Origin of the sequence: Streptomyces sp. NBC_01268 (assembly GCF_036240795.1) — a bacterium.
Lineage (GTDB): Bacteria > Actinomycetota > Actinomycetes > Streptomycetales > Streptomycetaceae > Streptomyces.
In genome coordinates this window covers 2,530,575-2,557,501 of record NZ_CP108454.1, presented here as the reverse complement: position 1 = coordinate 2,557,501, position 26,927 = coordinate 2,530,575, and the positions used below count along the sequence as shown (strand labels likewise).

At 71.7% G+C, this 26,927-nt stretch carries 27 protein-coding genes; 16 read left to right on the top strand and 11 right to left on the bottom strand.

The annotated features are described in order from the left end of the window. The first annotated feature begins 13 nt into the window (after window positions 1-13). The 4 genes from OG309_RS11250 (at window position 14) to OG309_RS11235 (ending at window position 4,081) form a co-directional block, all read left to right on the top strand. Window positions 14-1,357, top strand: coding sequence for a glycosyltransferase family 4 protein (locus OG309_RS11250; protein ID WP_329420213.1), 1,344 nt, complete (start codon window positions 14-16; stop codon window positions 1,355-1,357). Further along, the gene (locus tag OG309_RS11245; protein ID WP_329420212.1) at window positions 1,351-2,085 is read left to right on the top strand and encodes a class I SAM-dependent methyltransferase; all 735 of its coding nucleotides are present in this window, start codon (window positions 1,351-1,353) and stop codon (window positions 2,083-2,085) included. Before OG309_RS11250 ends, OG309_RS11245 begins: the two co-directional genes overlap by 7 nt. Before the next feature lie 14 nt (window positions 2,086-2,099). Beyond that, window positions 2,100-3,170, top strand: coding sequence for a prenyltransferase (locus OG309_RS11240; protein ID WP_402544386.1), 1,071 nt, complete (start codon window positions 2,100-2,102; stop codon window positions 3,168-3,170). 98 nt (window positions 3,171-3,268) lie between these two features. After that, window positions 3,269-4,081, top strand: coding sequence for a DUF2690 domain-containing protein (locus OG309_RS11235; RefSeq protein ID WP_329420210.1), 813 nt, complete (start codon window positions 3,269-3,271; stop codon window positions 4,079-4,081). A gap of 16 nt (window positions 4,082-4,097) precedes the next feature. Here the strand turns inward: OG309_RS11235 and OG309_RS11230 are convergent, their stop codons facing one another. The 3 genes from OG309_RS11230 to OG309_RS11220 form a co-directional block, all read right to left on the bottom strand. After that, on the bottom strand, window positions 4,098-5,012 hold the full coding sequence (locus OG309_RS11230) for a hypothetical protein (RefSeq protein ID WP_329420208.1): 915 nt from the start codon (window positions 5,010-5,012) through the stop codon (window positions 4,098-4,100). A 95-nt stretch (window positions 5,013-5,107) separates the two neighbouring features. Continuing rightward, window positions 5,108-5,557 carry a hypothetical protein gene (locus tag OG309_RS11225; protein ID WP_329420207.1) on the bottom strand — a complete coding sequence of 150 codons (450 nt, stop codon included), beginning with the start codon at window positions 5,555-5,557 and terminating at the stop codon, window positions 5,108-5,110. A gap of 112 nt (window positions 5,558-5,669) precedes the next feature. Further along, a complete protein-coding gene (locus OG309_RS11220) occupies window positions 5,670-6,371 on the bottom strand; it encodes a helix-turn-helix domain-containing protein (RefSeq protein ID WP_329420206.1) in 702 nt (233 codons plus the stop codon). A gap of 421 nt (window positions 6,372-6,792) precedes the next feature. On the opposite strand from OG309_RS11220, the gene OG309_RS11215 reads away from it, so the two are divergent. After that, window positions 6,793-7,353, top strand: a complete 561-nt coding sequence (locus OG309_RS11215; RefSeq protein ID WP_329420205.1) for a hypothetical protein — start codon at window positions 6,793-6,795, stop codon at window positions 7,351-7,353. A 10-nt stretch (window positions 7,354-7,363) separates the two neighbouring features. Here the strand turns inward: OG309_RS11215 and OG309_RS11210 are convergent, their stop codons facing one another. The 3 genes from OG309_RS11210 to OG309_RS11200 all read right to left on the bottom strand — a co-directional run bounded on the left by OG309_RS11210 (window position 7,364) and on the right by OG309_RS11200 (window position 10,327). Further along, window positions 7,364-8,374, bottom strand: coding sequence for an LLM class F420-dependent oxidoreductase (locus OG309_RS11210; RefSeq protein WP_329420204.1), 1,011 nt, complete (start codon window positions 8,372-8,374; stop codon window positions 7,364-7,366). A 105-nt stretch (window positions 8,375-8,479) separates the two neighbouring features. Continuing rightward, window positions 8,480-9,337, bottom strand: coding sequence for a hypothetical protein (locus OG309_RS11205; protein ID WP_329420202.1), 858 nt, complete (start codon window positions 9,335-9,337; stop codon window positions 8,480-8,482). A 114-nt stretch (window positions 9,338-9,451) separates the two neighbouring features. Then, window positions 9,452-10,327, bottom strand: coding sequence for an N-acetylmuramoyl-L-alanine amidase (locus tag OG309_RS11200; protein WP_329420200.1), 876 nt, complete (start codon window positions 10,325-10,327; stop codon window positions 9,452-9,454). A 112-nt stretch (window positions 10,328-10,439) separates the two neighbouring features. On the opposite strand from OG309_RS11200, the gene OG309_RS11195 reads away from it, so the two are divergent. After that, window positions 10,440-12,191, top strand: coding sequence for a hypothetical protein (locus OG309_RS11195; protein ID WP_329420199.1), 1,752 nt, complete (start codon window positions 10,440-10,442; stop codon window positions 12,189-12,191). 125 nt (window positions 12,192-12,316) lie between these two features. On the opposite strand, the gene OG309_RS11190 is transcribed toward OG309_RS11195, so the two are convergent. The 3 genes from OG309_RS11190 to OG309_RS11180 form a co-directional block, all read right to left on the bottom strand. Then, window positions 12,317-13,234 (bottom strand): hypothetical protein, encoded by a 918-nt coding sequence (locus OG309_RS11190; protein ID WP_329420198.1) that lies wholly within the window; start codon window positions 13,232-13,234, stop codon window positions 12,317-12,319. Between the two features lie 125 nt (window positions 13,235-13,359). Then, window positions 13,360-13,998 (bottom strand): class I SAM-dependent methyltransferase, encoded by a 639-nt coding sequence (locus OG309_RS11185; protein WP_329420197.1) that lies wholly within the window; start codon window positions 13,996-13,998, stop codon window positions 13,360-13,362. 50 nt (window positions 13,999-14,048) lie between these two features. Continuing rightward, on the bottom strand, window positions 14,049-14,456 hold the full coding sequence (locus tag OG309_RS11180) for an ATP-binding protein (protein WP_329420195.1): 408 nt from the start codon (window positions 14,454-14,456) through the stop codon (window positions 14,049-14,051). 84 nt (window positions 14,457-14,540) lie between these two features. Here OG309_RS11180 and OG309_RS11175 point away from each other — a divergent pair, with 84 nt between their 5' ends. Together OG309_RS11175 and OG309_RS11170 are read left to right on the top strand one after the other, a co-directional pair. Beyond that, window positions 14,541-15,380, top strand: coding sequence for a helix-turn-helix domain-containing protein (locus OG309_RS11175; RefSeq protein ID WP_329420194.1), 840 nt, complete (start codon window positions 14,541-14,543; stop codon window positions 15,378-15,380). Beyond that, complete coding sequence (locus OG309_RS11170) at window positions 15,349-15,621, top strand: DUF397 domain-containing protein (protein ID WP_329420193.1); 273 nt, start codon at window positions 15,349-15,351, stop codon at window positions 15,619-15,621. The genes OG309_RS11175 and OG309_RS11170 overlap by 32 nt, the downstream gene beginning before the upstream one ends. Here the strand turns inward: OG309_RS11170 and OG309_RS11165 are convergent. Further along, window positions 15,615-16,028, bottom strand: a complete 414-nt coding sequence (locus OG309_RS11165) for a DUF4259 domain-containing protein (protein ID WP_329420191.1) — start codon at window positions 16,026-16,028, stop codon at window positions 15,615-15,617. The genes OG309_RS11170 and OG309_RS11165 overlap by 7 nt on opposite strands. 124 nt (window positions 16,029-16,152) lie before the next feature. Here OG309_RS11165 and OG309_RS11160 point away from each other — a divergent pair, with 124 nt between their 5' ends. The 3 genes from OG309_RS11160 to OG309_RS11150 are packed head-to-tail and all read left to right on the top strand — an operon-like array spanning window position 16,153 to window position 21,059. Next, on the top strand, window positions 16,153-18,336 hold the full coding sequence (locus tag OG309_RS11160) for an acyl-CoA dehydrogenase (RefSeq protein ID WP_329420189.1): 2,184 nt from the start codon (window positions 16,153-16,155) through the stop codon (window positions 18,334-18,336). A gap of 23 nt (window positions 18,337-18,359) precedes the next feature. After that, complete coding sequence (locus OG309_RS11155) at window positions 18,360-19,550, top strand: lipid-transfer protein (RefSeq protein WP_329420187.1); 1,191 nt, start codon at window positions 18,360-18,362, stop codon at window positions 19,548-19,550. 45 nt (window positions 19,551-19,595) lie between these two features. Next, window positions 19,596-21,059 (top strand): MFS transporter, encoded by a 1,464-nt coding sequence (locus OG309_RS11150; protein WP_402544001.1) that lies wholly within the window; start codon window positions 19,596-19,598, stop codon window positions 21,057-21,059. 1 nt (window position 21,060) lies between these two features. Here the strand turns inward: OG309_RS11150 and OG309_RS11145 are convergent, their stop codons facing one another. Continuing rightward, on the bottom strand, window positions 21,061-21,693 hold the full coding sequence (locus OG309_RS11145) for a response regulator transcription factor (protein ID WP_329428262.1): 633 nt from the start codon (window positions 21,691-21,693) through the stop codon (window positions 21,061-21,063). A 273-nt stretch (window positions 21,694-21,966) separates the two neighbouring features. On the opposite strand from OG309_RS11145, the gene OG309_RS11140 reads away from it, so the two are divergent. The 5 genes from OG309_RS11140 (at window position 21,967) to OG309_RS11120 (ending at window position 26,920) form a co-directional block, all read left to right on the top strand. Continuing rightward, window positions 21,967-22,542 carry a hypothetical protein gene (locus OG309_RS11140; RefSeq protein ID WP_329420184.1) on the top strand — a complete coding sequence of 192 codons (576 nt, stop codon included), beginning with the start codon at window positions 21,967-21,969 and terminating at the stop codon, window positions 22,540-22,542. A 1,521-nt stretch (window positions 22,543-24,063) separates the two neighbouring features. After that, window positions 24,064-24,591: a hypothetical protein gene (locus tag OG309_RS11135; protein WP_329420183.1), complete on the top strand. Its 528-nt coding sequence runs from the start codon at window positions 24,064-24,066 to the stop codon at window positions 24,589-24,591. A gap of 456 nt (window positions 24,592-25,047) precedes the next feature. After that, the gene (locus OG309_RS11130) at window positions 25,048-25,275 is read left to right on the top strand and encodes a hypothetical protein (RefSeq protein WP_329420180.1); all 228 of its coding nucleotides are present in this window, start codon (window positions 25,048-25,050) and stop codon (window positions 25,273-25,275) included. Between the two features lie 49 nt (window positions 25,276-25,324). After that, a complete protein-coding gene (locus OG309_RS11125) occupies window positions 25,325-25,570 on the top strand; it encodes a hypothetical protein (RefSeq protein ID WP_329420178.1) in 246 nt (81 codons plus the stop codon). A gap of 51 nt (window positions 25,571-25,621) precedes the next feature. Next, complete coding sequence (locus tag OG309_RS11120) at window positions 25,622-26,920, top strand: hypothetical protein (RefSeq protein WP_329420176.1); 1,299 nt, start codon at window positions 25,622-25,624, stop codon at window positions 26,918-26,920. Window positions 26,921-26,927 lie beyond the last annotated feature (7 nt).

Here is a 26,927-nt window from a genome sequence, read left to right as displayed (position 1 = left end):
AAGGGGGTCGCACATGACCGCGGAGGCCATAGAGGCAAGCCCCCGGCAGGGTGTCACGCCGGGCGGTGACCGTCCGTTGCGGATCGCTCTCCTCACGTACAAGGGGAACCCGTTCTGCGGCGGCCAGGGCGTCTACGTCCGGCACCTCTCCCGTGAGCTCGCCCGGCTCGGCCACAGCGTCGAGGTCCTCGGCTCCCAGCCGTACCCCACGCTCGACGAGGGCGTCCCGCTCACCGAGATCGCCAGCCTCGACCTCTACCGCCAGCCCGACCCGTTCCGCACCCCGAAGCGCGAGGAGTACCGGGACTGGATCGACGCCCTGGAGGTCGCCACCATGTGGACCGGCGGCTTCCCGGAGCCGCTGACCTTCTCGCTGCGCGCCCGCCGCGCCCTCGCCGCCCGCCGCGGCGACTTCGACGTCATCCACGACAACCAGACCCTCGGATACGGACTCCTCGGCGGCCCGCGCGCCCTCGGCGCCCCGCTGGTGACCACGATCCACCACCCGATCACCGTCGACCGGCAGCTGGAGCTGGACGCCGCCGCCGACTGGAAGCGCCGCGCCTCCGTCCGCCGCTGGTACGCCTTCACCCGCATGCAGAAGCGCGTCGCCCGGCGACTGCCCTCCGTCCTCACCGTCTCCGGCACCTCCCGCGGGGAGATCGTCGAGCACCTCGGGGTCCGCGAGGACCGCATCGGCGTGGTCCACATCGGCGCCGACACCGACCTGTGGTCGCCCGACCCGTCCGTCGCCGAGGTCCCCGGCCGGATCGTCACCACCTCCAGCGCCGACGTCCCGCTCAAGGGCCTGGTCCACCTGATCGAGGCGCTCGCCAAGCTGCGCACCGAGCACCCCGACGCCCACCTCGTCGTCGTCGGCAAGCGCGCCGAGGACGGACCGGTCGCCCAGGCCATCGAGCGGTACGGCCTGGAGGGCGCCGTCGAGTTCGTCAAGGGCGTCACCGACGCCGAGCTCGTGGACCTCTACCGCTCCGCCCGGGTCGCCTGCGTCCCGTCCCTGTACGAGGGCTTCTCGCTGCCCGCCGCCGAGGCCATGGCCACCGGCACCCCCCTGGTCGCCACCACCGGCGGCGCGATCCCCGAGGTCGCGGGCACCGACGGCGAGACCTGTCTGGCCGTCCCCCCGGGCGACGCGGGCGCGCTGGCCGCGGCCCTCGGCCGGGTCCTCACCGATCCGGCCCTCGGCGCGCGGCTCGGCGCGGCGGGCCGCGAGCGGGTCCTCCAGCGCTTCACCTGGGCGCGGGCCGCCCAGGGCACCGCCGAGCTGTACCGTGCGGCGATCGCCGCGCAGGGCGCGCAGGCCTCCCTCCACCGCGAAAGCAGGAACCCGTGCTGACCGTCGACTTCACCCGCTTCCCGCTCGCCCCCGGCGACCGCGTGCTCGACCTGGGCTGTGGCGGCGGCCGGCACGCCTTCGAGTGCTACCGGCGCGGTGCCCAGGTGGTGGCCCTCGACCAGAACGCCGAGGAGATCCGCGAGGTCGCCAAGTGGTTCGCGGCGATGAAGGAGGCCGGCGAGGCCCCGGCCGGTGCCAGCGCCACCGCGATGGAGGGCGACGCGCTCAACCTGCCCTTCCCCGACGAGTCCTTCGACGTCGTCATCATCTCCGAGGTCATGGAGCACATCCCGGACGACAAGGGCGTGCTCGCCGAGATGGTCCGGGTCCTCAAGCCGGGCGGCCGGATCGCCGTCACCGTCCCGCGCTACGGCCCCGAGAAGGTCTGCTGGGCGCTCTCCGACGAGTACCACGAGGTCGAGGGCGGCCACATCCGCATCTACAAGGCCGACGAGCTGCTGGCCAAGATGCGCCAGGCCGGCCTCAAGCCGTACGGCACCCACCACGCCCACGCGCTGCACGCCCCGTACTGGTGGCTGAAGTGCGCCTTCGGCGTCGACAACGACAAGGCGCTGCCGGTGCGGGCGTACCACAAGCTGCTGGTCTGGGACATCATGAAGAAGCCCGCCGTGACCCGGGTCGCCGAGCAGCTGCTCAACCCGGTCGTCGGCAAGAGCTTCGTGGCCTACGCGACCAAGCCCCACCTTCCCGTGGACGCCGCCCAGTGACCTCTCCCGAGCGGATGGCGCAGCACCTCGTCCTGCCGGGCGTGCTCACCGCCGAGGAGGCCGCCGAGACCGTGGCCCGCATCCTCGGCGCGCAGCGCGAGGACGGCGCCATACCCTGGTTCCGCGGGCACCACCTGGACCCGTGGGACCACACCGAGGCCGCCATGGCCCTCGACACCGCCGGCGAACACGAGGCCGCCGCCCGCGCCTACGCGTGGCTGGCCCGGCACCAGAACGCCGACGGCTCCTGGTACGCGGCCTACCGGGACGGCGACCCGGAGGACGTCACCGACCGCGGTCTGGAGTCCAACTTCGTCGCGTACATCGCCGTCGGCGTCTGGCACCACTACCTGTCGACCGGCGACGACGTCTTCCTCGACCGCATGTGGCCGGTGGTCTACGCGGCCGTCGAGTTCGTCCTGCGGCTGCAGCGGCCGGGCGGCGAGATCGGCTGGAAGCGCGAGGCCGACGGCACCCCCGTCGACGAGGCGCTGCTGACCGGCAGCTCCTCGATCCACCAGGCGCTGCGCTGCGCCCTGGCCATCGCCGAGGAGCGCGAGGAGCCGCAGCCCGACTGGGAGCTCGCGGCCGGCGCGCTCGGCCACGCGATCCGCAGCCACCCCGAGCGGTTCCTCGACAAGTCCCGCTACTCGATGGACTGGTACTACCCGGTCCTCGGCGGCGCGGTGACCGGAGCGCAGGCCCAGGCGCGGATCGACGGGCGGTGGGACGACTTCGTCGTGCCGGGCCTCGGGGTGCGCTGCGTGCTGCCCAACCCGTGGGTGACCGGCGGCGAGAGCTGCGAACTGGCCCTCACCCTGTGGGCGATGGGGGAGTCGGACCGGGCCCTGGAGATCCTCCAGGCCATCCGGCACCTGCGCGCCGCCGACGGCAACTACTGGACGGGCTACGTCTTCGAGGGCAACCGCGCGGTCTGGCCCGAGGAGCAGACCACCTGGACCTCCGGTTCGCTGCTGCTCGCGGTGGCGGCGCTCGGCGGCGACGAGGCGACGGTCGCGGTCTTCGGCGGCGAGCGGCTGCCGCGCGGGCTGGAGCCCGACTGCTGCGGCGGACCGCCCCGTTGATCCATGCCCGATGCACGTACACCCGGTCGATAAACCGGCTCTAGTATGTCCACGTCCATGACTGGCATGGGCATGCATATCAGGGAGAATCGGTCACGATGGACCGTGCGGGGTCGGTCACGGATCTTGCCGGCGAGCTTCTCGCGCTGAAGAAGGCGTCGGGGTGCAGTTTCGCCCAGCTCAGCGAGAAGACCCACTACGCCAAGTCGTCGTGGGAGCGGTGGGTCAACGGCAAGCAGTTCCCGCCGCGCGACGCGGTCGAGAGCCTCGCGAAGCTGTGCGACGCCGACCCGGCGCCGCTGCTCGCCCTCTGGGACGAGGAGGAGGCCCGGCGCGCGGCCCCCGAGGACGAGCCCGACGGGACGGACGCCCCGGACGGGGCCGCGCCGCCCAAGAGCCGCCGCACCCTGTGGATCTCGCTCGTCCTCGCCTTCCTCCTGCTGGCGGGCGCGGGCGCGTACGCCGCCGTGACCCTCTCCGGCTCCGACGAGCCGCCGGTCAAGCCCAAGCCCGCGGTGAAGGTCGCGGGCCCGGCCACCGGCTGCACCCTCACCACCTGCGAGGGCAAGGACCCGAAGAAGATGAACTGCGGCGCCGACGCGGTCACCGTCCGCACCGGCTCCATCCCCAAGGACCTCGTCATCGAGCTCCGCTACAGCCGCGCCTGCAAGGCCGCCTGGGGCCGCATCTCCTTCGCCGAGGTCGGCGCCACCGTCGTCGTCAACAACTCCGACGGCGCCGCCCAGGCCGACGTCGTCCACTACGACCGCGACGTCTACACCCCGCTGATCGCGGCCCCCGACAACGGCTCCGTCTTCGTCTGCGCCGCCCTGCCGAAGAAGAACGGCAAGGACAGCGTGCCCACCTGCACCGGGCGCTTCATCCCGAGCGCGGAGTCCCACCAGCCCTGAGACGTGTCCCGAGGCGTCAGGCCCTGCCCGCGAGCACCTCGCGGGAGGCCTTGTCCTGCCGGGCCAGCAGCGCCGTCCAGTCCTTCACCACGGCCGGGTTGGCGTCCAGCCAGCGCTGCTGGACGGCGGCGAGCCGGGTGTACGCCGTGGTCAGATAGCCGGTCTCGCTCTTGCAGCGCAGATCGGCCTTCAGGATGCCGTCGGACGGGGCCTTGGCCGGCCCCAGCGGATCGCGCTGCCCGGGGAAACCGGCCCGCTCCATGCACTGCCGCCAGCGTGCGGTGGCGTTCCGGAACGCCGGGTCCTTCTCCACGTCCGTACGCGCCTGCTCCTGCGCCTCGAAGAGCATGATCCGCACCTGGAGCCAGCGCATCCGGCCGTCGCCCAGGACCCGCTTCTCGGCGTCGGCGAGGCAGCCGTTGCCGGGCCTGGACACCTTCATCCCCTTCGCGCCGACGGCGGTGACCCGCTTGGTCTCGTCGCCGAAGAGCGCCTTCGCGTACGCGGGGGAGGCCTCCGGGCTGCCCGGCTTCGGGGGCTTCTCGCCGGGTGGCGACGGGGCCGGCGGGGCCGCGGAAGGGGCGGTCTCCAGGCCGAAGGGACGGGGCCGCTGGTCCTCGTCCCCGCCCGCGCGGGCGGCCGGAGTGGCGGGCGGGGCGTAGCGGAAGCCCTGCCGGGCCATGCAGTCGACGGCATACCGGCGCTGCGCCTCGGCACCGCGGTAGTGGACGTCGGTCCAGGCGAAGACGCGGTCGGTGACGGGCGGCAGTCCGTGCAGCCGCTCAAGGGCCTCGGCCGAGGCGAGGGTCCCGTCGGACGGCGCGGGCGCCGCTTCGGAGGCGGAGGTCAGCATCGTCCCCCCGACGACGGCGGCTCCGCCCGCGAGAACGGCGGTGAGGGCGAGCAGGGCGCGGCGGCCCGACCGGTGCATGGTGGCGGTTGCCTTTCGTCGGTGCGCGGGGGGAGGGGGTGGGGCCCGGTGCACCCCTGTAGCACCGGGCCCCGTTCACGCGCGGGGCGTGTGGATCAGAAGCAGCGGATCGTCGTCGACGGACGCAGCTCCAGCGAGCTGGCGGCGTTGCGCTGCCCGTCCGAGAGCTGCGAACCGAAGACCTCGCTGCCCGGGTTCACGCAGAAGAGCAGGCCGCCCTGGTAGTTGATGTCGCGGTAGTAGTGGCTCTCGTAGCCGCCCGTGCTGGAGTTGCTCGCCGACCAGAGGGCGTCGTTCACGTTTTGGCCGTAGCCGCCCGTGCCCGGGTTCTTGTCGAACGTGTCGTCCGTGAAGTTCCGGTCGCTGTTGTAGAAGTCGTGCGAGGCGCTGTCGCCCAGGTTGCCCCAGTACACGCAGTGGTAGCCGGCGCCGCACATGTAGCCGGCCGACGCCTCGGTCGCGGCGGCGACGCCGCCACCGACGAACAGCGCGGTGGTCGCGGCGACAGCCGCGGCCTTCTTGCGGATCCCCGTTGCCATGCCCATCAGATCGTCCTTCTCTTGAGACGTCGCGTGCGCAACTGCACGCGGGCGCAAGACTCGCACCCGGCGCCCGGTCCGGTATTGGAAAAAACCGCCGCGTCGGTTGCGCGGCCGGTCAGCCCGCGATCCAGGCGCTGGCCGTGCCCCGGTCCGCGAGGAAGCGGCCCGGCGGCATCCCGGTCAGCGCCTTGAAGTCGCGGCTCAGGTGGGCCTGGTCGTAGTAGCCGCAGCGGACGGCCGTCTCGGCGGGCCGGTCGCCCGCCGAGAGCAGCCCGATCGCCCGGTTCAGGCGCAGGATCCGGGCCAGCCGCTTCGGGCCGAGCCCGATCTGCTCACGGAACCGCGTCTCCAGGTGCCGCTGGCTCCAGCCCGTGGCCGCCGCCACCTCACGGATCTGAAGGGCCCCCGCGGACCGCTCCAGCAGCCGCCAGGCCTCCAGGACGGCCGGCGCGGGCCCCGTGTCACCCGCCGCGTCCGCCTCCGCCGACCAGCGCAGCAGCGTCTCGTCGAGCAGCGCGAACCGTTCGGGCCAGCCCGGGGCCTCCGCCAGCGCCTCGGCCAGGCCGCGGGCCCGGGTGCCCACGACGTCCGCCGGGTCGGCCAGCGTGTCGGTCAGCTCCGTGAGCGCGGTGCCGCCGAAGAAGCGGCGCGCCGCCCAGGGAGCCAGGGCCAGCTCCACGCCCTGCACGTCCCCGCTGTGCCCGAGCACCCGCGCCCGGGTGTGCAGCCCCGACACCAGGGACGTGTGCCGTCCCGCGTCCCGGACCCGCAGCTCGCCGCCGAAGCCGATGAGCAGCGACACCCGCCCGCTCGGCACGACGAGACGCTCCTGCGGCACCCCTGCCGCCGACCGGAACCCCCGGTACGTGCCGATCCCCCTGCCGAGCCGGGCGTCCGGCGCCCGGTAGAACCACTGGCACCGACCGCCCCCCGTACACACGCGGCGACTCACCATCGAACTTCCGTACCTCCCCCGCCCGGAACCGTCCCGGGCCGGTGATCCACTCTCCGACCGCCCGGCGGGCCGGGCCAGGGGCGGCGGCGTCCCAGGGACACGATGGGACGTCCCAAGGCTCTGACCTGCGGGGATGTTCGGAGGAAGGGATGTCGGGCGCCGTTTTTGAGCAGGGGCGGAACCCCGTACGGAGTCACTCCGGTGGCGCACCCCCGGGCCCCGGGCGAGGCTGGGGCCTGCCCGGCGGATCAGGCCCGGCGCCACAGCCCCACGGAGGTCCCACGTGCCCAGCCTCGACCGCGCGCGGCGTGCCGTCGTCGCGCTCTTCCTGTCCGGCGCGCTGCTCGCCACGACCGCGGCCTGCGGCGGCGACAGCTCGCAGTCCATGACCACGAGCGCCGACTCGACGCCGACGAGCTCGGCCAGTTTCGAGCAGCAGAGGCTGGCCAAGACCCGGTTCGTGGCGAACGCGGGTCTGGCGGCCGGAGCCACGTACCAGTGGATCGTGAAGCCGTACCGCGCGGGGAAGTTCAAGAAGGGCGCGGACGGGCGCACGTTCGCTCTGGTGAAGGCCGGCCTGGCGGGTGCCTTCACCTACAACCGGCTCAAGGCGGCGCTGAACAACGCCAAGGGCGACCCGCTGCTCTCCAAGGCGGTGGCGCCGCTGAGCGCCGGCATCGAGTCGCTGAAGGAGCTCGGGACGAAGCTGCGCAAGGGCGAGGCGAGCGACGCGGACATCGGCTCCTTCGACAGCATCATCAACCAGGTGAAGGAGGCGGGGAAGAGCGCGGGCGCCGAGGTCGTCGACAAGGTGCCCAGTACGTCCCAGCTGGGCGGCGGCTGACCGGCGCCCCTCAGGCGGTGAGCTCCGCGAGGACGCGGAGCGTGGCGGGGTCCGGCGCCGTGACCAGGAGGTCGGTGACCGGGCCCTTGCGCCAGGCGGCGAGCCGTTCGGCGATCCGCTCGCGCGGCCCGACCAGGGAGATCTCGTCGGCGAAGGCGTCCGGCACGGCGAGCACGGCCTCCTGGCGCCGCCCGGCCGCGAACAGCTCCTGGATGTGCCGGGCCTCCGCCTCGTACCCCATGCGCCCCATCAGGTCGGCGTGGAAGTTGCGGGCCGCGTGCCCCATGCCGCCGATGTAGAAGCCGAGCATGGCCTTGACGGGCAGCAGCCCCTCGGCGACGTCGTCGCAGACCTGGGCGCGGACCATCGGGGCGACCAGGAAGCCGTCGGGGAGGCGCTCGGGGAGGGCGTAGACCTCGGCCCAGCGGCCGGGCGACCAGTAGAGCGGCAGCCAGCCGTCGGCGATCTCGACGGTCTGGGCGATGTTCTTGGGGCCTTCGGCGCCGAGCAGGACGGGCAGATCGGACCGGAGCGGATGGGTGATCGGCTTCAGCGGCTTGCCGAGCCCCGTGCCGTCGGCGCCCGCGTACGGGTGGGAGTGGTAGCGCCCGTCGAGCCGGACGGGACCCTCGCGCCGCAGCACCTGCCGGATCACGTCCACGTACTCGCGGGTCGCGGTGAGCGGCGAGCGGGGGAAGGGGCGCCCGTACCAGCCCTCGACGACCTGCGGCCCGGAGAGTCCGAGCCCGAGCATCATCCGGCCGCCGGAGAGGTGGTCGAGGGTGAGCGCGTGCATGGCGGTGGCGGTCGGGGTGCGCGCGGCCATCTGGGCGACGGCGGTGCCCAGCCCGATGCGGCTGGTGTGGGCGGCGATCCAGGTGAGCGCGGTGAAGGCGTCGGAGCCCCAGGCCTCGGCGGTCCACACCGAGTGGTAGCCGAGCCGCTCGGCCTCGCGGGCCAGTTCGAGGTGGGCGGCGGAGGGGCCGCGGCCCCAGTAGCCAAGGGCGAGTCCAAGGCGCATGACGGCCAGCCTTCCTGACGCATCGTCAGATTCTTCGGTCGGCCTGGACTGTACGACAACGGCCCCCCGCCCGGAAGGGCGAGGGGCCGTGGCGGCGGGGTGCGGCTAGCCGCGCTGGATGCCGGTGGTGTCCTGGAGGACGCCGCGGCGGCCGTCCTGCGTCTGCGCGACCAGGGCCTGGCCGCGCTGCTCGACCGCGAGGTACCAGGTGCCGGGCGCCAGCTCGGCGATGGGCGCCTGGGAGCCGTCCTCCGCGTACAGCGGGCGGGCCACCGGGACGGCGAACCAGAACGCGGTGAAGTCGGCGGCGGGCGCCGGAGCGGCGGCCTGCTGCGGCTGCGGCTGCGCGGCCTGCGGCTGCGGGGCCTGGTGCTGCTGCGCCTGCGGCTGGCCGCCGAAGGGCTGGCCGCCGAGCGACGGGTCGGGCTGGGCGCCGTACGGCTGCTGCGGGGCGCCCGGGTAGCCGTAGCCGCCGGGGACGCCCTGCTGGGCGCCGGGCTGCATGCCGTACGGCTGCGGGGTCTGCGGCTTCGGGGCGCCGAGCAGCGGGCCGCCGAGGGCCGGGACCAGCGGGGCCGCGACGGCCGCACCGGCCACCACGAGCGCGGCGATCAGGCCGAGGATGAGGCCCGCACCGGCGTTCTCCGACTCGAAGACCCACATCAGCAGGGTCCAGGCGGAGGCGATGCCGAACGCGGCACCGACCTGGCCGAGCTCGAGACCGGCCACCTTGCGCGGCTGCGGCAGCGCGCGGGACAGGACCACCAGCGCGGCGCCGGCGATGCCGAGGAAGAAGGAGCCCCAGCCGAGCGGCGACACCTCCCACGAGTTCGGGAGGTCGACCTTGTCGCAGATCGCGGCGCCGGCGTCGCATCCGGAGATGCTGAGGAACGAGGCGATGAACAGCACCACCGCTGCACCGATCAGCACGCCATCGCCTCGGGTGAGGGAGCGGATATTCACGTAAGAGTCCTTCGTCGGGTCGTCTCGTCGGGGTGGCGCGGATCACGGGGGCGGCCCCATCGTACGGAGCATCGTACGGAGCGAATCTATCGTCCGTCCGTCGGGACGCCGGTCCTACCCCTTGAGGTAGGCCCCGATGCCGTCGGCGATCCCCTGTGCGGCCTTCTGGCGCCACGCGGCCTCGGTCAGCAGTGCGGCGTCCTTCGGGTCACGCATATTGCCGCATTCGACGAACACCTTGGGGACGGTCGAGAGATTGAGTCCCCCGAGATCCTTCCGCACATCCAACCCGGTACCGGAACCGATGTAGTTGGCGGGGTGGGTCCCGGTCGCGCGCCCGAACTGCGTGACCAGCTTCTCGCCCAGCGACCGCGAGGGCGCCACGATCCTCGTGGTGTCCGCACCGCCCTCCTGCACCCGTGCGGGCAGGATCACATGGAACCCCCGGTTGCCGACGGCCGAGCCGTCCGCGTGGACCGAGACGACCGCGTCGGCCCCGGCGCCGTTCCCGATCCGGGCGCGCTCGTCGATGCAGGGCCCGAAGGGGCGCTCGGCGTCGTGGACGAGGACGACCTCGGCGCCCCGCGCCTTGAGGAGATCGCGGAGACGGTGTGAAACATCGAGGGTGAACGCGGCCTCGGTGTATCCCGCGTTCGTGGAGGTGCCGGTGGTGTCGCACTCCTTGCGGGTCGTCCCGATATCGACCTTTTTGTTGATTTCCGAGGCATGCCGGAAATTGCCGGGATTGTGGCCGGGGTCGATCACGACCGTCCGCCCGGCCAGCGGCAGCTTCCGCGGCGGCCCGGCCGGGATCGCCCCGGTCGCGGGGCCCCCGCCGGCGGGGGCGGTGGCCCTGGCCGCCTCGGTACGGGGAGAGGGCTGCGAGGGCGTCTGTGTCGCCGACCCGGCGGCGCCCCCGCAGCCGGCGAGGGCGGCGCAGGCGGTCAGGGCCAGAGGGAGGGCGAGGAGTTTGCGGTGGGCGTACGGCACCCCGCGACTGTAGGCGTTCCGGCGCGGGATTGCGCGTTCCGCTGGACGTGTGTGGGGGGAGGGTGAAGGGTATGTGGGGGGCACCGCAGCAACGACCACAGAGGGGGAACCTGTGGCGGGGGAAGATCACGACCACACCAGCGCCGACGACGACGGCGCGAACGACTCCCGGGGCAGACAGCCGTCGCCCTGGGAGTGGACCGGACCGGGGGCGCAGCAGCCGTTGCCGCCGTCGGCACCGCAGCCACCCGGAGCGCCCCAGGACCCGCGCCTCGGGACCGGCCCGTACGGGCAGCAGCCGCCGGCGCCCCCGGGACCGCCGCCGGTGATGACCGCACCGCCACCGCCGCCGCCCGGACCGCCGCCCGGCCCGCCGAACCCCGTGCAGGCCGTCGCCGTCGCCCTGCTCAACCTCTCCGGCCTGGGCCTCGGGTACGTCCTGCTCAGGCACTGGGCCTCCGCCGCCCTCTGCTGGGCGGCCACCGTGGCGCTGCTCGTCGTCGCCCTGCCCGCCGACCCGGACGGCATCCCCCTCGGCGTCCTCGTGGCGTACGGGGTCTTCCTCCTGGCCGTCGCCGCCGACGGGGCCCGCCGCGGACTGCGGGCGACTCCCGCCGCCCTGGAGGCACCCGGCCGCGCCAAGCTGGTCCTGCCGGTCGCGATCGCGCTCGTGCTGGCCGTCCCCGGCGGCGGCACCTTCGCCTACGGGGCGGCCCGCGACGAGGCCGTCGAGCAGCAGCTCATGGACCGGCTGACCACCGCCGACGGGCTGGTGAAGCGCGTCGAGGGCCAGTCCTTCACCAGCGTCGAGGTGACCTACGGCTCGGTCCTCGCGACCTACCAGGACATCGCCACGCAGCACGCGGGCTCGCGCGCCGCGAAGCTGGTCCCCGACCGGCTCACCGCCTACTACACCTCGGTCTCCCTCCCGTACACGAAGAAGGACTACTGCGCGGCCGTCCCCGGCCTGAAGCACCTGCGCACCCTGCCCGAGAAGGTCGACCGCGGACTGCTCGGCGGCCTGGTCGGCAAGGCCGACGAGCCGCTGGCCGAGTCCTGGTTCCAGTGCGGCACCACCACGATCGGCTCCGCCGGCCAGGAGACCAGCTCCGGGAACCACCTCAACGACCTGACGAAGACCTTCCCGCAGTCCCCCTTCACGCAGAAGATCGAGCCCACCCTCCGCGAGGGCCTGCGCACCCGCGAGAAGGCCCTGGGCGTCGCGCCCTGCGACGGCATCGCGGAGGTGCGGCGCTTCCAGACCACCGTCGGCATGCTGCCGAGCGCGACCTACGCGAGCCTCGGGGCGGACACCAAGCGGGTCATCCAGCGGGGCGACTTCGGCTGCGGTCTCGACCGCTTCAAGAAGAAGGAGTTCAGCGAGGCCGCCACGGCGATGACCGACTACGCCAAGACCTACCCGGACAGCCCGCAGACCGCCCAGGCGCGCAACGTCGCCATCGCCGCCGAGATCGCCGAGGAGACCCCGGCGGCCGGCAACAAGGTGCCCTCCGGCGCCACGGTCGACGGCTCCGGCATGGTCATGGTCATCAGCAACGACGGCCCCGGCGAGGTCGAACTCCTCTACACCGGCCCGGTCACCGGCCGGATCACCATCCCGTCCTGCGCCAAGTGCACGAGCTACCCGACCCTCCTGCTGCCGGTCGGGGAGAAGCCCAAGCCGTGCTCGGGCCCCTCCTCCAAGTACCCGAAGCGGACCCTGACGCTGCCTCCGGGCAGCTACCAGATGCTCCAGAAGCGGGTGGGCACGGGCACGTCGGCGGGCATGAAGAAGCCCAGCAACGCCAAGATCGAGTCCGGCTACAGCTACACCAACTGCCTCTATGTGACCTCGGGGTTCTGAGCATCCCGAGAAGGTCGCCGAGCGTGTTGTTCCAGGGCCGGGCCCCGTGTGCGGGGCCCGGCCCACGCGCGTCGCGGCGTCACGGGACGAGGCCGGCGGGGACGGTCGGCGGACAGCGCCGGTATCTAGGCCTGTCCGGTCCCCTTCGCCCGCTCCGCCTCCGCGGCCCGCTGCGGGGGCACCTTCGACAGACGACCCCACGACGGGCGACGCCGCTCGGGACCCTTGCGGTGCGAACCGGCCACGGCGAACAGCGAGACGGCGTACCAGATCATGACCCCGGCACCCCACCCGCCGAAGGCGTCCCAGGCGAGGACCACGCTGGGCACCAGCAGGCACACGTAGGCGAACCGGAGCCGCCATCTGTGGAAGGTCAGCGACGGGACGTCCAGACGGATGCTGTATTCGCTGATGATGATCCAGTCGTCGATGAAGAACGCGAACACATAGGCCAGCGACGTCATCCAGAGGCCGTCGAGACCGTGCCCCCGGAGCAGCCACATGATGGTGAGGGAGGCGAGGAAGACGCCGCCCTGGGCGTTGGTGATGTTGAGCTGACGCAGCTTCCGCCAGAGCTCCAGCGTGGTGCCGTCGTGCCCGAAGAGCGTGCGCAGGAAGCTGATGTGCCGCATCAGCACGGTCACACCGACCGCCACGGTGGTGAGCTGGAGGACCAGCGATCCGTTCGCCAGCTGTTCCGCGAGGCTGTTCAGGGTCGCCCGACGGTCGGTGAAGACCAGCGGCAGCCACTGCCCGATCGTGCCGGCCGGCCCGCCGAGCGCCATCACGCAGCACGTGACCGCCAGCGCCAGGTTGGTGGCGCCCTGCCCGAAGCTGGTGTTGAGCCTTCGCCCGTGCTCCGACACGTGGACGTGGAACCCGCGCTTCTCGAAGGGAAGCTGGTCGGACTGCTCGCGCGTCTCCGTCCGCACCCCGCCCACGCCCGAGACGAGGCACGCGAGGCCGTAGGTGACGGCACCGGCGATGACCGCCGCGCGAATGACCGGATCGTCGAACAACTGCACCTGGGACCTCTTACGCACGGGGCCGCTGAAGGGGCCGATCGGGGCCGAGGGGCGCCATCATCGCAGCGGAAAAGGCCGGGCGAAGGTGGTTTCGGTGCATTCGCCCCTGCGGATTCGGGGGCCGTTTCCGGCCCCGTCGCCCCTCAGCCGCGCCGGCGCAGCACCCGCATCGAGTCGGTGACCGAGACCTCCTCGAAGTCGCCCGACTCGATCGCCCGCAGATAGATCCGGTACGGGGCCTGGCCGCCGTCCTCCGGGTTCGGGAAGACGTCGTGGATGACCAGGACGCCGCCCGGCGCGACCTTCGGGGCCCAGCCCTCGTAGTCGTTGGTCGCGTGCTCGTCGGTGTGCCCGCCGTCCACGAACACGAAGCCGAGCTGCCCCGCCCACACCTTCGCGACCTGCGGCGACCGCCCCACGACCGCGACCACGTGCTCCTCCAGGCCCGCCTTGCGCAGCGTCCGCCGGAAGGTCGGCAGCGTGTCCATGACGCCGACCTCCGGGTCGACGACGGTCGGGTCGTGGTACTCCCAGCCCGGCTGCTGCTCCTCGCTGCCCCGGTGGTGGTCCACGGTCACCGCGACCGTCCCGGCCGCCCGCGCCACGTCCGCCAGCAGGATCGTCGACCGCCCGCAGTACGTCCCGACCTCCAGCAGCGGCAGCCCGAGCTCCGCCGCCTCGGCAGCCGCCGCGTACAGCGCGAGCCCTTCCTTGACCGGCATGAAGCCCTTCGCGGCCTCGAAGGCGGCGAGGATCTCGGGGGTGGGCTCGGCGGCGACCATGGTCGGCTCCTCCTACTGGCGGGTACGCGCTTACGGGCGCCCATCGTGCCCTACCCGTCGCACTCGAACCACACCGTCTTCCCGTCGGCCCCTTCCATGACCCCCCACCGGTCCGTCACGGCCTCCACCAGGGCCAGCCCCCGCCCGCCCTCGTCGAGCGGCCCGGCCGCCTTCGCCGCGAGCGGCCCCGGCACCCCGTCGGCCACCTCCACCCGCAGCCCGTGCGGCTCCCGCAGGAGCAGCACCGTGCACCGGCGGCCCGGCACGTGCCGCACGACGTTCGCGACGAGCTCCGTGAGCGCGAGCTCACCGGAATCGGACAGCCGGTCGAGCCCCCAACGCGTGAGGAACATGCGGAGGATGCGGCGCATGTGACCGGCGGAGTGCTCACCCACGGTGAAGCCCATCCGGTAGCTCGCTTCAAGTTCCGCAGGGTAGAGGTCCGTTACGTGATTCATGCCTCCAGATTGGAGCGACATCACTACGCTCGGCTACGAATCGGACGCAACGTGTGCAAGCGTGAGCTTGGGGGTGACCTCGCCGTGGCCAACATCCGCAACCTCGATCCCAGCGCCTCGCCGCTGGACTACTACGGCTCGGAATTACGCCGGTTGAGGGAGGAGGCGGGGCTCAGCCAGGACCAGTTGGGGGGCATCCTGTTCTGTACGGGGTCGCTCGTCGGGCAGGTCGAGACCGCGAAGAAGCTGCCGACGAGACAGTTCTCGGAGCGGCTGGACGCCGCGCTGATGACGGGCGGCCTGTTCACGCGCCTGATCGGCCTGGTGTTGAAGAGCCAGCTGCCGAACTGGTTCCAGCCGTACGCGGAGATGGAGGCGAAGGCGACGTACATCTCGACGTACCAGGCTCAACTCGTCTACGGGTTGCTTCAGACCGAGCCGTACGCCCGCGCCGTCCTGAGCGTGGACAACCCAGGCGGCGCCGACGAGATGGTCGCAGCCCGAATGGAACGCCAGCGCATCCTGGAACGCGAGAACCCGCCCGTCGTCTGCGTCATCCTCGACGAGGCCGTGCTGTACCGGGAGATCGGTGGAGTCGAGGTGATGCGCGGTCAACTGGCCCACCTGTTGAGTTTCCGCGATCATCCGTGGATTCAGGTGCAGGTCCTTCCGTTCGGTGTCGGACAGCACTCCGGACTGCTCGGTTCGTTCACCCTTCTTCGCTTCGATGACGACCCGGACATCCTCTATGCCGAGAGCTACGAGTCGGGTCACATGACCGCCAATTCCCAAGCGATCAGGGAGCGGTTCGTCGGCTACGCTCGGCTTCAGGCCACGGCCCTCTCCCGGGAGGACTCAGCGGCGCTGATCGCACGCGTAATGGAGGATCGGTATGGGTACCAGCCAGGACCCGAGGTGGCGTAAGTCGTCCTACAGCGGCCCCAACGGTGGCGAATGCATTGAATGCGCCCCCCTCGGCGCCGCCGCCTGGCGTAAGTCCTCGTTCAGTGGCGACACCGGCGGCCAGTGCATCGAGATCGCCGACCTCACCGCCCACGTCGCCGTGCGGGACTCCAAGAACCCCGCCGGCCCCGCCTTCCTCGCCACCCCGGCGGCCTTCACGGCCTTCGTGACGGCCGCAGCCGAGGGGCGTTTCGGTCACTGACCTGCGGCACCTGCCAGCACCGCGCGCAGCCGCAGGATGCCCGCCTTCCACTCCTCCCCGTCGGACTCCTCCCACAGTTCCAGCAGCTCGGAGTCCTTGCCGAGGACGCGGTCGAGGGCGGCGACGGCGAGGGGGCGGAGGGCGGTCGGGAGGGCCGGTACGGCCTGCTTCGGGCCGTACGCGGTGGTGACGGGCTCGCCGCCCGGGCACTGCGCGGCGACGAGGGCCGCGGCGGCGACGGCCTCGACCGCGAGGTCCGAGTCGAGGTAGTCGTCGCCGTTCTCGGTGACCTCGCGGAAGGCGACGAGGAGCACCGCCGCCTTGTCGCCCTCGGTGGCCTCGTCGATCCGGTACGAGAAGTCGGCGGCGGTGTCGTTGTCGAACGGGCCGATGTCCCAGGTGCCCATGGCGTACCCAACCTTCTTCGCTGGTGCGGTTCCTTGCCTGCCTCCGCATCGTGACAGGCGCCACTGACAACACCCTTGTTCCTGACCTTCCGTCAGATTGGAACGTGTTCTAGTCTGCCGTGCCATGGGCATCGCCATCACGCACGAACAGCGGGAGCTCGCCCGATCCGTCCGCGGCTGGCTCACCCGCGCCGTACCGCCCGAGGACGTACGCAAGCACCTGGACGCGCCGGGGGGCGCGACGGGCAGGCCGGCGTACTGGGACGGGGCTGCGGCGCAGGGCCTCCTCGGCATCCATCTCCCCGAGGGGTACGAGGGCGGGGGCGGCGGCGATCTCGTCGACCTGGCCGTGGTCCTGGAGGAGGCGGGGCGGGCGCTGCTGCCGGGCCCGTACCTCCCGACCGTCCTCGCCGCCGAACTGCTGCACCGGGCCGGGCGGAGGGAGGACGCCGGTGCGCTCGCCACGGGGGAGCGCACCGGGGCCGTGGCGCTGGGGCCGGGCACGCTGACCGCCGCGCCGGCGCTCGAAGCCGACGGCTTCGTGCTCGACGGGGTCGCCCCGCCGGTGCTCGGCGCGGCACAGGCCGACCTGCTGATCCTCCCCGCGCGCGCTCAGTGCGGCACCGTGTGGCTCGCGGTGGACGCCGACACCCTCGACGTGCGCCCGCACGAGAGCGCCGATCCGACGCGGCCGACGGCCGAGGTCGCCGCCGACGGGGTGCTGGTGCCGGCGAGCCGGATCCTGGGGGGCGTGGAACCGGCGCTGGTCGCCGACCTGGCCGCCGTGCTCTTCGCCGCCGACGCCTGCGGGACCGCGGCCCGGGTCCTCGACATCGCCGCCGAACACGCCCGTACGCGCGTGCAGTTCGGGAAGCCGATCGGGCAGTTCCAGGGCGTGAAGCACCTCTGTGCCGACATGCTCGTGCGGCTGGAGCAGGCGCGGGCGCTGACCTGGGACGCGGCGCGCGCCGCGCGTGAGGACGCGGCCGACGTGCGGGCGCTGACCGCGTCGCTCGCGGCGGGGGCCGCGCTCGACACCGCGTACGGGCTGGCGAAGGACTGCATCCAGATCCTCGGCGGCATCGGCTTCACCTGGGAGCACGACGCCCACCTGTACCTGCGCCGCGCGCTCGTCGCCCGCCAGCTCCTCGGCGCCGGCGACAGCCACCGGCTGGCCGCCGTGCGCCACGCTGCCGCCGGCACCCGGCGCGAACTGCGCCTGGAACTCCCGGAGGAGGCCGAGGCGTTCCGTGCCGACGCCCGGGAGGCGCTGGCACCGGCCGTCGGACTCGACCCGCGCGCCGCCCGCCGCGCCCTCGCGGGCACCGGCTACGCGGCCCCGCACCTCCCGGAGCCGTACGGGCTGGGCGCCGGCCCGGTGCGGCAGCTCGCCGTGCAACGGGAGATGGAGGCGGCCGGGGTGAGGCTCAGCCCCCTCTCCATCGCCACCTGGGTGATCCCGTCCCTCCTCGCGTACGGCACCCCCGCCCAGCAGGCCCGCCACCTGGCGCCGACCCTGCGCGGCGAACAGCAGTGGTGCCAGCTCTTCTCCGAGCCCGAGGCCGGATCGGACCTGGCCTCCCTCCGTACGAGGGCGGAGCGGACGGAGGACGGGCGGGGCTGGCGGATCAACGGGCAGAAGGTGTGGACGAGCGCCGCCCAGTGGGCCGACTACGGCATCCTCCTCGCCCGCACCGACCCCGACGCGCCCAAGCACAAGGGGCTCACCTACTTCGTCGTCGACATGCGGAACACCCCCGGCATCGACATCAGACCCCTGAAGGAGATCACCGGGGAGTCGCTCTTCAACGAGGTGTGGTTCGACGACGCCGTGCTGCCCGCCGACGCGGTCGTCGGCGAGGTCGGCGGCGGCTGGCAGGTCGCCCGCAACACCCTCGGCAACGAGCGCGTCCACATGGCCGACCAGGTCGCCTTCGACACCGGCCTCGAAGCGCTCATCGGGCGGGCGGCCGACGAGGACGGCGCCGTGCGGGCCCGGATCGGCGCGCTCGTCGCCGAGGCGCACGCCCTGGCCTGCATCGGCCTGCGCACCACCCTGCTCCAGGTGTCCGGCCTCGAACCCGGCCCGGGGGCCAGCGTCCGCAAACTCGTCCAGACCGTCCACCAGCAGAAACTGGCCGAACTCACCCTCGAACTCCTCGGCGCGCAGGGCGCGCTGCGGGAGGGGCCGGGGGAGCGGGCCGTGCACGGACTGCTGATGTCGCGCTGCCTGACCATCGCGGGCGGCACCACCCAAGTGCAGCTGAACGTCGTCGCCGAGCGTCTGCTCGGCCTGCCGCGAGACTGAGAGAGACTGAGGGAGTGGCTTCGATGAAGTCGTACATCGTCGGTGTGGGCATGACGAAGTTCGAGAAGCCGGAGACCCGGGACTGGCAGTACTGGGACATGGCGAAGGAGGCCGGCACCGCCGCCCTGGACGACGCCGGCATCCCGTACGGCCTGGTGGAACAGGTCCCGGTCGGCTACTGCTTCCAGGCGTCGACGGCGGGACAGCGCGCGGTCTACGAGCTGGGCCTGACCGGCGTCCCCGTCTACAACGTCAACAACAACTGCGCGACCGGCTCGTCCGCCCTCATGATGGCGCGGCAGCTGGTGGAGGGCGGCATCGCCGACTGCGTGCTGGCGCTGGGCTTCGAGAAGATGGCGCGCGGCGCGCTGGGCGGCGGCTCGGACGGCGGCGACTTCAAGACCTCGCCGGTGGCCCGCCACTACGGGATCATGGCGGCCGGGCACGGCTTCGAGATGTCCCCGCCCACCGCCCAGATCTTCGGCGACGCGGCGCGCGAGCACATGGAGCGGTACGGCACGACGGAGGCCCAGCTGGCGGCGGTGGCCGCCAAGAACCACGAGCACTCCTCGCGCAACCCCAACGCGCAGTTCCAGGACGTGTACACGGTCGAGGAGATCCTCGCGGCGAAGACCATCCACCGCCCGCTGACCAAGCTGCAGTGCTCGCCGACCTCGGACGGTGCGGCGGCGGCCGTGGTCGTCTCCGAACGCTTCGTGGCGGAACACGGCCTGCGCGACCGGGCGGTGGAGATCGCCGCCCAGGCCATGACCACCGACACGGAGGAGTCCTTCGCCTCCGGTACCTGCATCGACGTCGTCGGCCGCCCGATGTCGCGGGCGGCCGCGCGGCAGGTCTACGAGGCCTCGGGCCTGGGCATCGAGGACGTCGACGTCATCGAACTCCACGACTGCTTCTCCATCAACGAACTCCTCACGTACGAGGCGCTGGGCATGTGCGAGGAGGGCGCCTCCGGCAAACTGGTCGAATCGGGCGCGACGACGTACGGCGGCCGCTGGGTGGTCAACCCCTCCGGAGGCCTCATCTCCAAGGGCCACCCCCTGGGCGCGACGGGCCTGGCCCAGGCGGCGGAACTGGTGTGGCAGCTGCGGGGCGAGGCGGGCGGGCGCCAGGTGGCGGGCGCGGGCGTGGGGCTGGCGCACAACATCGGGCTCGGCGGGGCGGCGGTGGTGACGCTGCTGCGGAGGGCATAGGCGCGGAGGGATAGTCGATGTACGGGGCGGGACGCTTCTGCGACCATGACGGGCATGCCGCGAACCGACACGAACAAAACCCCCCGCGAGGCGGACGACCCCTCCATACCCTCCTCACCCACGCCCTCGTCCCCCCGCCTGTGGCTGGTGGTCCTGATCGCGTGCGCGGGCCAGTTCCTGGTGGTGCTGGACGTGTCGGTGGTGAACGTGGCGCTGCCGTCGATGCGCACGGACCTGGGCCTGACGGCCTCGGGCCTCCAGTGGGTGGTGAACGCCTACTCGATCGCGTTCGCGGGCTTCATGCTGCTGGGCGGCCGGGCGGCGGACCTGTTCGGCCGCAGGCGCATGTTCGTGGTGGGCCTCGGCCTGTTCACGCTGGCGTCGGTGGCGGGCGGCCTGGCCCAGGAGGGCTGGCAACTCCTGGCCGCCCGCGCGGTCCAGGGCCTCGGCGCGGCGGTCCTGTCCCCCTCCACCCTCACCCTCCTCACGGCGGCCGTGCCCGTGGGCCCGGCCCGCACGAGGGCGGTCGGCACGTGGACGGCGGTGGGTGCGGCCGGCGGCGCGGCCGGCGGCTTCGTCGGCGGCGTCCTGGTCGACCTCCTGTCCTGGCGCTGGGTCCTCCTGATCAACGTCCCGATCGGCGCGCTGGTCCTGCTGTGCGCGTGCCTGTGGCTGACGGAGAGCCGCGTGGCCGAGGCCCGCAACCGCCTGGACCTGCCGGGCGCGGTCCTGGTGACCGGCGGCCTGGCGACCCTCGCCTACGGGATCGTGCAGACCGAGGAGTCGGGCTGGGGGTCCCCGACGACCCTGCTCCCCCTGACGGGCGGCCTGCTGCTGCTCGCGACGTTCGTGGCGTGGGAGACACGCGCGAAGGCCCCCCTGATGCCGCTCCGCATCTTCCGCACCCGCGCGGTGTCGGCGGCGAACGCGACGATGGCCCTCTGTGCCTCGACGACCTTCGGGATGTGGTTCTTCATGACGGTGTACGCCCAGAACGTCCTGGGCTACACCCCCCTCCAGGCGGGCCTCGCCCTGGTCCCCAGCTCGGCCAGCGTCATCGTCGGCTCCAAACTCTCCCCCCGCCTCCTCCCGCGCTTCGGCGCCCGAACGGTCGCGGTGACGGGCATCCTGATCGCGGCGTCGGGCTTCGTGTGGCAGTCGACGATGACCCCCGACGGCACGTACGTGCCGTCGATCCTGATCCCCGGCATGCTGATGATGTTCGGCATAGGCATCGGCTCGACCCCGCTGGCCATCCTGGCCACCACGAGCGCCCCGCCCTCCGAAGCGGGTCTGGCTTCGGGCCTCATCAACACCTCCCGCACGATGGGCGGCGCCCTGGGCCTCTCGATCCTCTCCACCGTCGCAGCCGCCTGGACCACCGACACCCCGACCCCGGCCTCCCTCACCGAGGGCTACGCGGCGGCGTTCCGGGTGGGCGCGTGCGTGCTGGTGGCGACGGCGGGGCTGATGGCGGTGTGGCTGCCGGGACGGGAGCGGAAGGGCTGACCTACAGCCACCCCTGCTGCCGGGCCGCCCGAACGGCTTCCATCCGATTGCGGGTCCCCGTCTTCCCGATGGCGGAGGACAGGTAGTTCCGCACCGTCGACTCCGACAGGTGCAGCGCGGCCGCGATGTCCGCGATCGTCGCCCCGTCCACCGACGCCCCCAGGGCGTCCCGCTCACGCGCCGTCAACGGATTGGGCCCGGCGCTGAGCGCGGCGGCGGCGAGCGCGGGATCGATGACGGTCTCGCCGCGCAGCACCTTGCGGATCGACTCGGCCAGATCCTCGACCGGCCCGTCCTTCACCAGGAACCCGGCGGCCCCCGCCTCCATGGCCCGCCGCAGGTACCCCGGCCGCCCGAACGTCGTCAGGATCAGCACCCGGCAGTCCGGCACCTCGTCCCGCAGGTCCGCCGCCGCGTCCAGCCCCGACCGCCCCGGCAGCTCGATGTCCAGCAACGCCACCTCGGGCCGCGAGACGAGCGCCGTGTCCACGATCTCGTCCCCGCGCCCGACTTGGGCGACGACCTCGATGTCGGGCTCCAGCCCGAGGAGCAGCGCGAGCGCACCGCGCATCATGCCCTGGTCCTCGGCGAGCAGCACCCGGATGCTCTTGGCGGGGCGGTGGTCCTGCGGCATCTCGTTCACGAGGAACAGGGTAGGACCTACAGCGCAGGTACCGTCTTGCTGGTCTCGATGGCAGTAAAAGAGAAGGTAATCTCGCTGGACGAAATGACCTCGCAGAAGGTCTGCCCGCCCTGCCACCCCTTGATCTCTGGAGGGTCCGAGGAGTTCGCTTCGGTAATGCCATCCCGAGATCCATCAACAATCGGTGTTGGCGCTGAGCGACATTGGTAAGCCCCCTTGCTAAGGTGTGAATAGTTGGTCTGGTAGCTACCGCACGGGGTGCGCATGGGTGCATTGGACTCAGGATGGGCAGCCGTATTAGGTGCCGTAGCCGGCGCGCTCGGCGCAGTGATTGCCGGACTTCTCGGTGTGCTTGCGCAACGTGCGTCTGCCCGCATCGCGGCACGCTCAGAGGACGCCAGGCACCTTCGAGAGCCACGCATTGCTGCCTTCAAACGTCTCATCGATGGAGCTACCAGGGTCAGAGAGAGCGTTCCAGTGTATTTTCTTCCGCAGGAGGGGCCTTGGATTCTTGTATCGGCTATGAGCGACAAAGAGTGGGACGCCTGGCAGTCGGCGAACAAGAACTGGCGTGAGGCGTGGCGGGATGTGGCATTGCTCGGACCGGATTCTGTAGCGAACTCGGCGGATGCGATCGGTCGAATCTGCGATGAAATGGGCGCTAAGGTCACGAGCTTGAATAATTGGAGAAAAGTTCCACTAGAGACGAGACCGGCATCGAAGCCCGATTTCGATGACACGACAGCAAGGGCTATCGATCATTTACACCAGCAGCTTGCAGATGAGGTCTCTAAATTCACCGAGCAGGCTCGCCATGCGTTGAAATTCGACGCCACTTAGTGAGCGTAGTCATGGCTGATCTGTCACATGTCCCCGCACGTGAATCTCTAGAGCCAACGCATACCGGGGTGACCCCGACGCGTTATCAGGTAGCCACTGCGGGCCCCGACTTCCCGCCCCGTGCACCGCTCGGCGGGTACGAGCTGCCCGCCTGCACGCAAAGCTTGCACGGATGTCACGGGGCGCTGCGGCAGCTCCACCCGACCCCCGTTCGGGCGGAGCGCTACCGGCCTGGTCGCCCTGGTGAAGTTCTGTCGTACCTCGCGCCGCACGATCGTGGACGCCATATCGAGGAGCTGCGGGGTGTCGCACTCGTCCGTGTGCGGAGCCTTCGGGGTGGGCGCTGCACGCTTACGCGGCGGAAATTTCGGACCCCATTCGGCTACGTGACAAAAATGCCGTTGATGCGAGCCGCAGCCTGTCCACCGAACAGCGCGGCTGGACGGATCCGTAGCCGTGCCTTGCGTCCCAGTGGTCGGCAGAATCTCCACCCCAGCCGAATTCTGGCCCGGGTCGAGCAGAGGAATCCGTTCGCGCTCCCGCTCGCACTGGTCGATACGGGCAACGCACACGCAGCAGTCCGTGACCGTGGCGGTATCCAAGGAGCCGACGCCGGTCGTGAACGCCAGGAGTTCGGACAGCTCGGCGGGCGGAACCCGCGCCCCCTCGGAAACGGGGCGCTTGCCGGGGTTGCCCTCACGGACCACCGTCAACGACGGTGTCTTGCGTGTCGGGCCTGCCGTTACTCCACCCCTTTCATCGGACGTGAGCCCACCGCCTCGGCACCATGCCGTTGCTCAGTTGGCGAGAGGGTCGGGGGTCCCCTGGTCAGTACGGCGGACGCTCCAGCGACTCACGCCGCGAGCGAGCCAGGAGCCCGACCACCAGCCCTCGCCGGCTCAGAGGGAAGTGGACCGCCACGTTCGCCGCTCGACCGCAAAGGACGCGCCACGGGTTTGCGTACAGATAGCCACGGCGGATGCGCTGCCACCGCGTCGTGTACACCGCGCCACCACGAGACGCGCGGTCCCCATTCGCCTCATGCTCGTGAGCGGCACAGCGGCCACCCCGGGCAGTCGGCTCGGGGCACCCGGGTACCGAGCAAGGTGGGCGGGGTCGAGGGGGCAGAGGCGCTCCATACTTTCGCGGGACATCCGGGCGGGAGGGCCCGCTGGCGCAAGGTCCGAGCGCCCCCCTGCCGGCTCCTGCGGCCACCGTGCTGTCCTAGCGCCATGAGCCGACCGAGTAACCCCCTTGAACGTCCAGCCCTCGAACTCCGGCTAGGCGGACTGCGCTTGAGGATTCAGCGCGTCCCCCCCACGGCTGGTCGCCCTCGCGGCCACCGTAGGCGGGGCAGTCGGAACCTGGTGGGCTCAGCGGTGAACGGGCAGCCCTGTCAGTGCCAGCCGCCTCGGGCGGCCAGCTCGGGGGCGCACAGGTACCGAAGACGGAGGGCGGATACGGGGCACAGGACGCCTCTCTCCGCATGCACGCCTCAGCAGCGCGGCGCAGACTGGAATTATGGAAATGACTGAAGGGTTGGCAAGGCAACTCTCCGTGATTCTTCCAGCGCTAGGTATAGCCGTATCCGTTCAAATTCAAGCAGTTCACGGTCAGGTTAAAGCGAAGCGACAAGAGGCCGCCAAAGCGATCAAAGCGGCGAAGTGTACGGGGAAGAAGTTCGCCGACGACTCCCCCGAGAGTGAGATAATTCGGCAGAATCACAATGACCGAATAATCTGGGGGGTTGTCGGAACGGTAGCCTACCTGTATGCGGGAGTTGTTGTATTTGGCGAGGTCACATGCCTTCGCTGGCTCGGCAATGACTTGGCGTGGGCTTCCGAAGGGACGGCCATCTTCTTGATTTCGCTGGCCATAGTTGGGCTTTTTGCGGTTCTCCTGATCCCTGCCGCCCGCCTCCTGGAGAGCGTCTGGCGAGGCCATATGCGAGCAAATCGTGATACGCGTGCATACGATGCTCTGGAACCTCACTCCGAACCGGCCGAAAGCCAGAGTCCCGAAACCAGCACTGAACTGCAGCAACGCTGAGTCGCGGTACCGAACTCCGTCCGTGTCTTCCGAGCGTGGCGCTCCCTCGCCGGCAAGACCACACCGGCTTCTTTGAGTCCCACGCGGACAGCACCGTCTACGCAATCGACTACGGACCGGCAGGGCAGTGCTACTACCGCACCCTCAGGCCGAGGGATTACGCCGAAGATTGGGACTGGGACGGCAGGATCGACGGCGTTGGCGCCGATTCCCAGGGGTGCTACCCGAACTGAGAACCTCATAGCCACGTGTCGTCGTCCTCGCCGGTGGGACCGGTCCAGACGCGGCGTGGACTGCATGCGCTTACGACCCGTCTCGGCGACCCGTGTCATAGGCGGTTACTCCCGGATGCTGCGGCATCTCGTTCACGAGGAACAGGGTAGGGCGGATGACCTGTTGGGGCGCGGCGGGAGAGGTCGGGCGCATCCGCGTCCGTCCGCACTCGTTGTGCAGCACATGCAGATCACCAAGCGCACTCTCGCCGTACTGGCCCTCGCGGGGGCCGCGCTGTCGGTCGTCGGCACCGCTCACGCCGACGGAACCGGAGACACCGGCTCCGTGGGCCGTGGCGCATCGGCCGACGTCACCGCGGACGGGCTCGGAGGCGACGTCAACAAGGGCGTCGGCAAGCTGATTCTCCGGCAGCCGCTCGTCGAGGGCGTGAACACCGGTCACATCATCTGAGGGACGCGGCGCGGCGCATCCACGGCGTGCCGTTCCTCGTTCGCAGCGCATGAGCAACAACGCACAGCGTGTCCTCGCCGCCTCCCTCCTCCTCGCCGCCGGTGCCGCGGCTGCCGCCCTCGGGGTCGCGGGGGCCGCGCAGGCCGCTCCCGTCCCCCTCGACCTGCCCGGCGGCGGGCTCGGGCTCGCCGACGTGCTCGGGGTGGAGGACTCCGGCACCGCGGCCCCCGCAAGCGGCGACGCGCAGAGTGCCGTGATCGGGGGGAACGCCTCCGAGCAGAGCATCGGGAGCTAGGGGCCGGGGCAGCGGAGGGGCGGCACCAGGGGCCGCCTACGATCTCTCGCCATGGTCAAGACATTGCGCACGCACCTCGCGGTCCTCGGGACCGCCCTCCTCGCGCTCGGGTCCTCCCTCGTCGCCGCCGGGCCCGCCCAGGCCGCCACGCCGTTCGGGGCGGTCGACGCGGCGACCGTCGCCGGATTCCAGCTGCGGCCCGGGAACACGTTCGCCGAGAACGACACCGCCATCAAGGCCGTCGAAGCCCAGGGCGCCGTCACCGTCCGGAACGCCACCCAGGTCCTCACCTCCGGTGGGCGTACCGGGCGTCCCGGCCTGTGCCACACCACGGGCCTCTCCGCCTCCCTCAGCCCCAGCGGCTTCTGCTGGGACGCGGCCGATGACACCTCCAACTCGTACACCGACGCCGGCGGTTGGACCCCGCAGGGGCTGACCGGGTCGTACGACGCCCAGCCCGGCGGCCTGTGGGACGGCCACACCGCCTTCCTCGCCTCCTGGCACTTCAGCCGCGGCATGCAGACCGGCGGCGCCAAGGTCGCCAACGAGTTCAGCCGGGTCAGCCTCGTCAACAACGACGGCGGCCAGGTCCGCTACAACCACCTGCTCCTCGTCCGCCCCACCGTCGACGCCGACGGCAAGGGCAGCTTCACCGGTGTCTCCAGCCACAGCGACGGCGTCGTCTGGTACGGCAACAAGGTGTTCGTCGCCAACGGGCGCTGGCTCCAGGTGTACGACCTGCGGCACATCTGGCAGGTCAACTCCAGCACCGACGCCGTCGGCGTCTCCGGCACGACCTCGTCCGCGCGGTGGAGCAGCTACGCCCTGCCGATGATCGGCGAGTACGTCACCACCTCCGACGGCGGTGCCTGCTCGGTCGGCAGCAGCGATGCCACCGTCCCCAAGGACCGGCCCTGCCTCAACTCCCTCAGCCTCGACCGCACCGGCCAGGACGGCCTCGTCTCCGCCGAGTACAAGCCGGGCGCCGCCGGCGGCCGGGTCATCCGCTGGGCCCTCGACGCCGGCACCGCCCTCCCGTACGGGCACGCCACCGCCGCGTACTCCTCCCCGATCTGGGCCATGCAGGGCGCCGCCACCGACGGCACCGACTGGTACCTCGCCGGTGACTGCCCCACCGGTGTCGGCGGCGGATCCGGGGACCCGTCGGGCGCCTCGTACTCCTGCATCCACAAGGCGGCCGCCAACGCCGCCCCGCACGTGCTGACCACGGCCCCCGTCTACACCCAGAACCTCGGCTACGACCCGGCGACCGGGCGTATCTGGGGGCTCAACGAGCGGATCAACTCCACCGTCGGCGTACGCGTGGTCTTCTCCGTCGACCGGGCCTAGGGCCCAA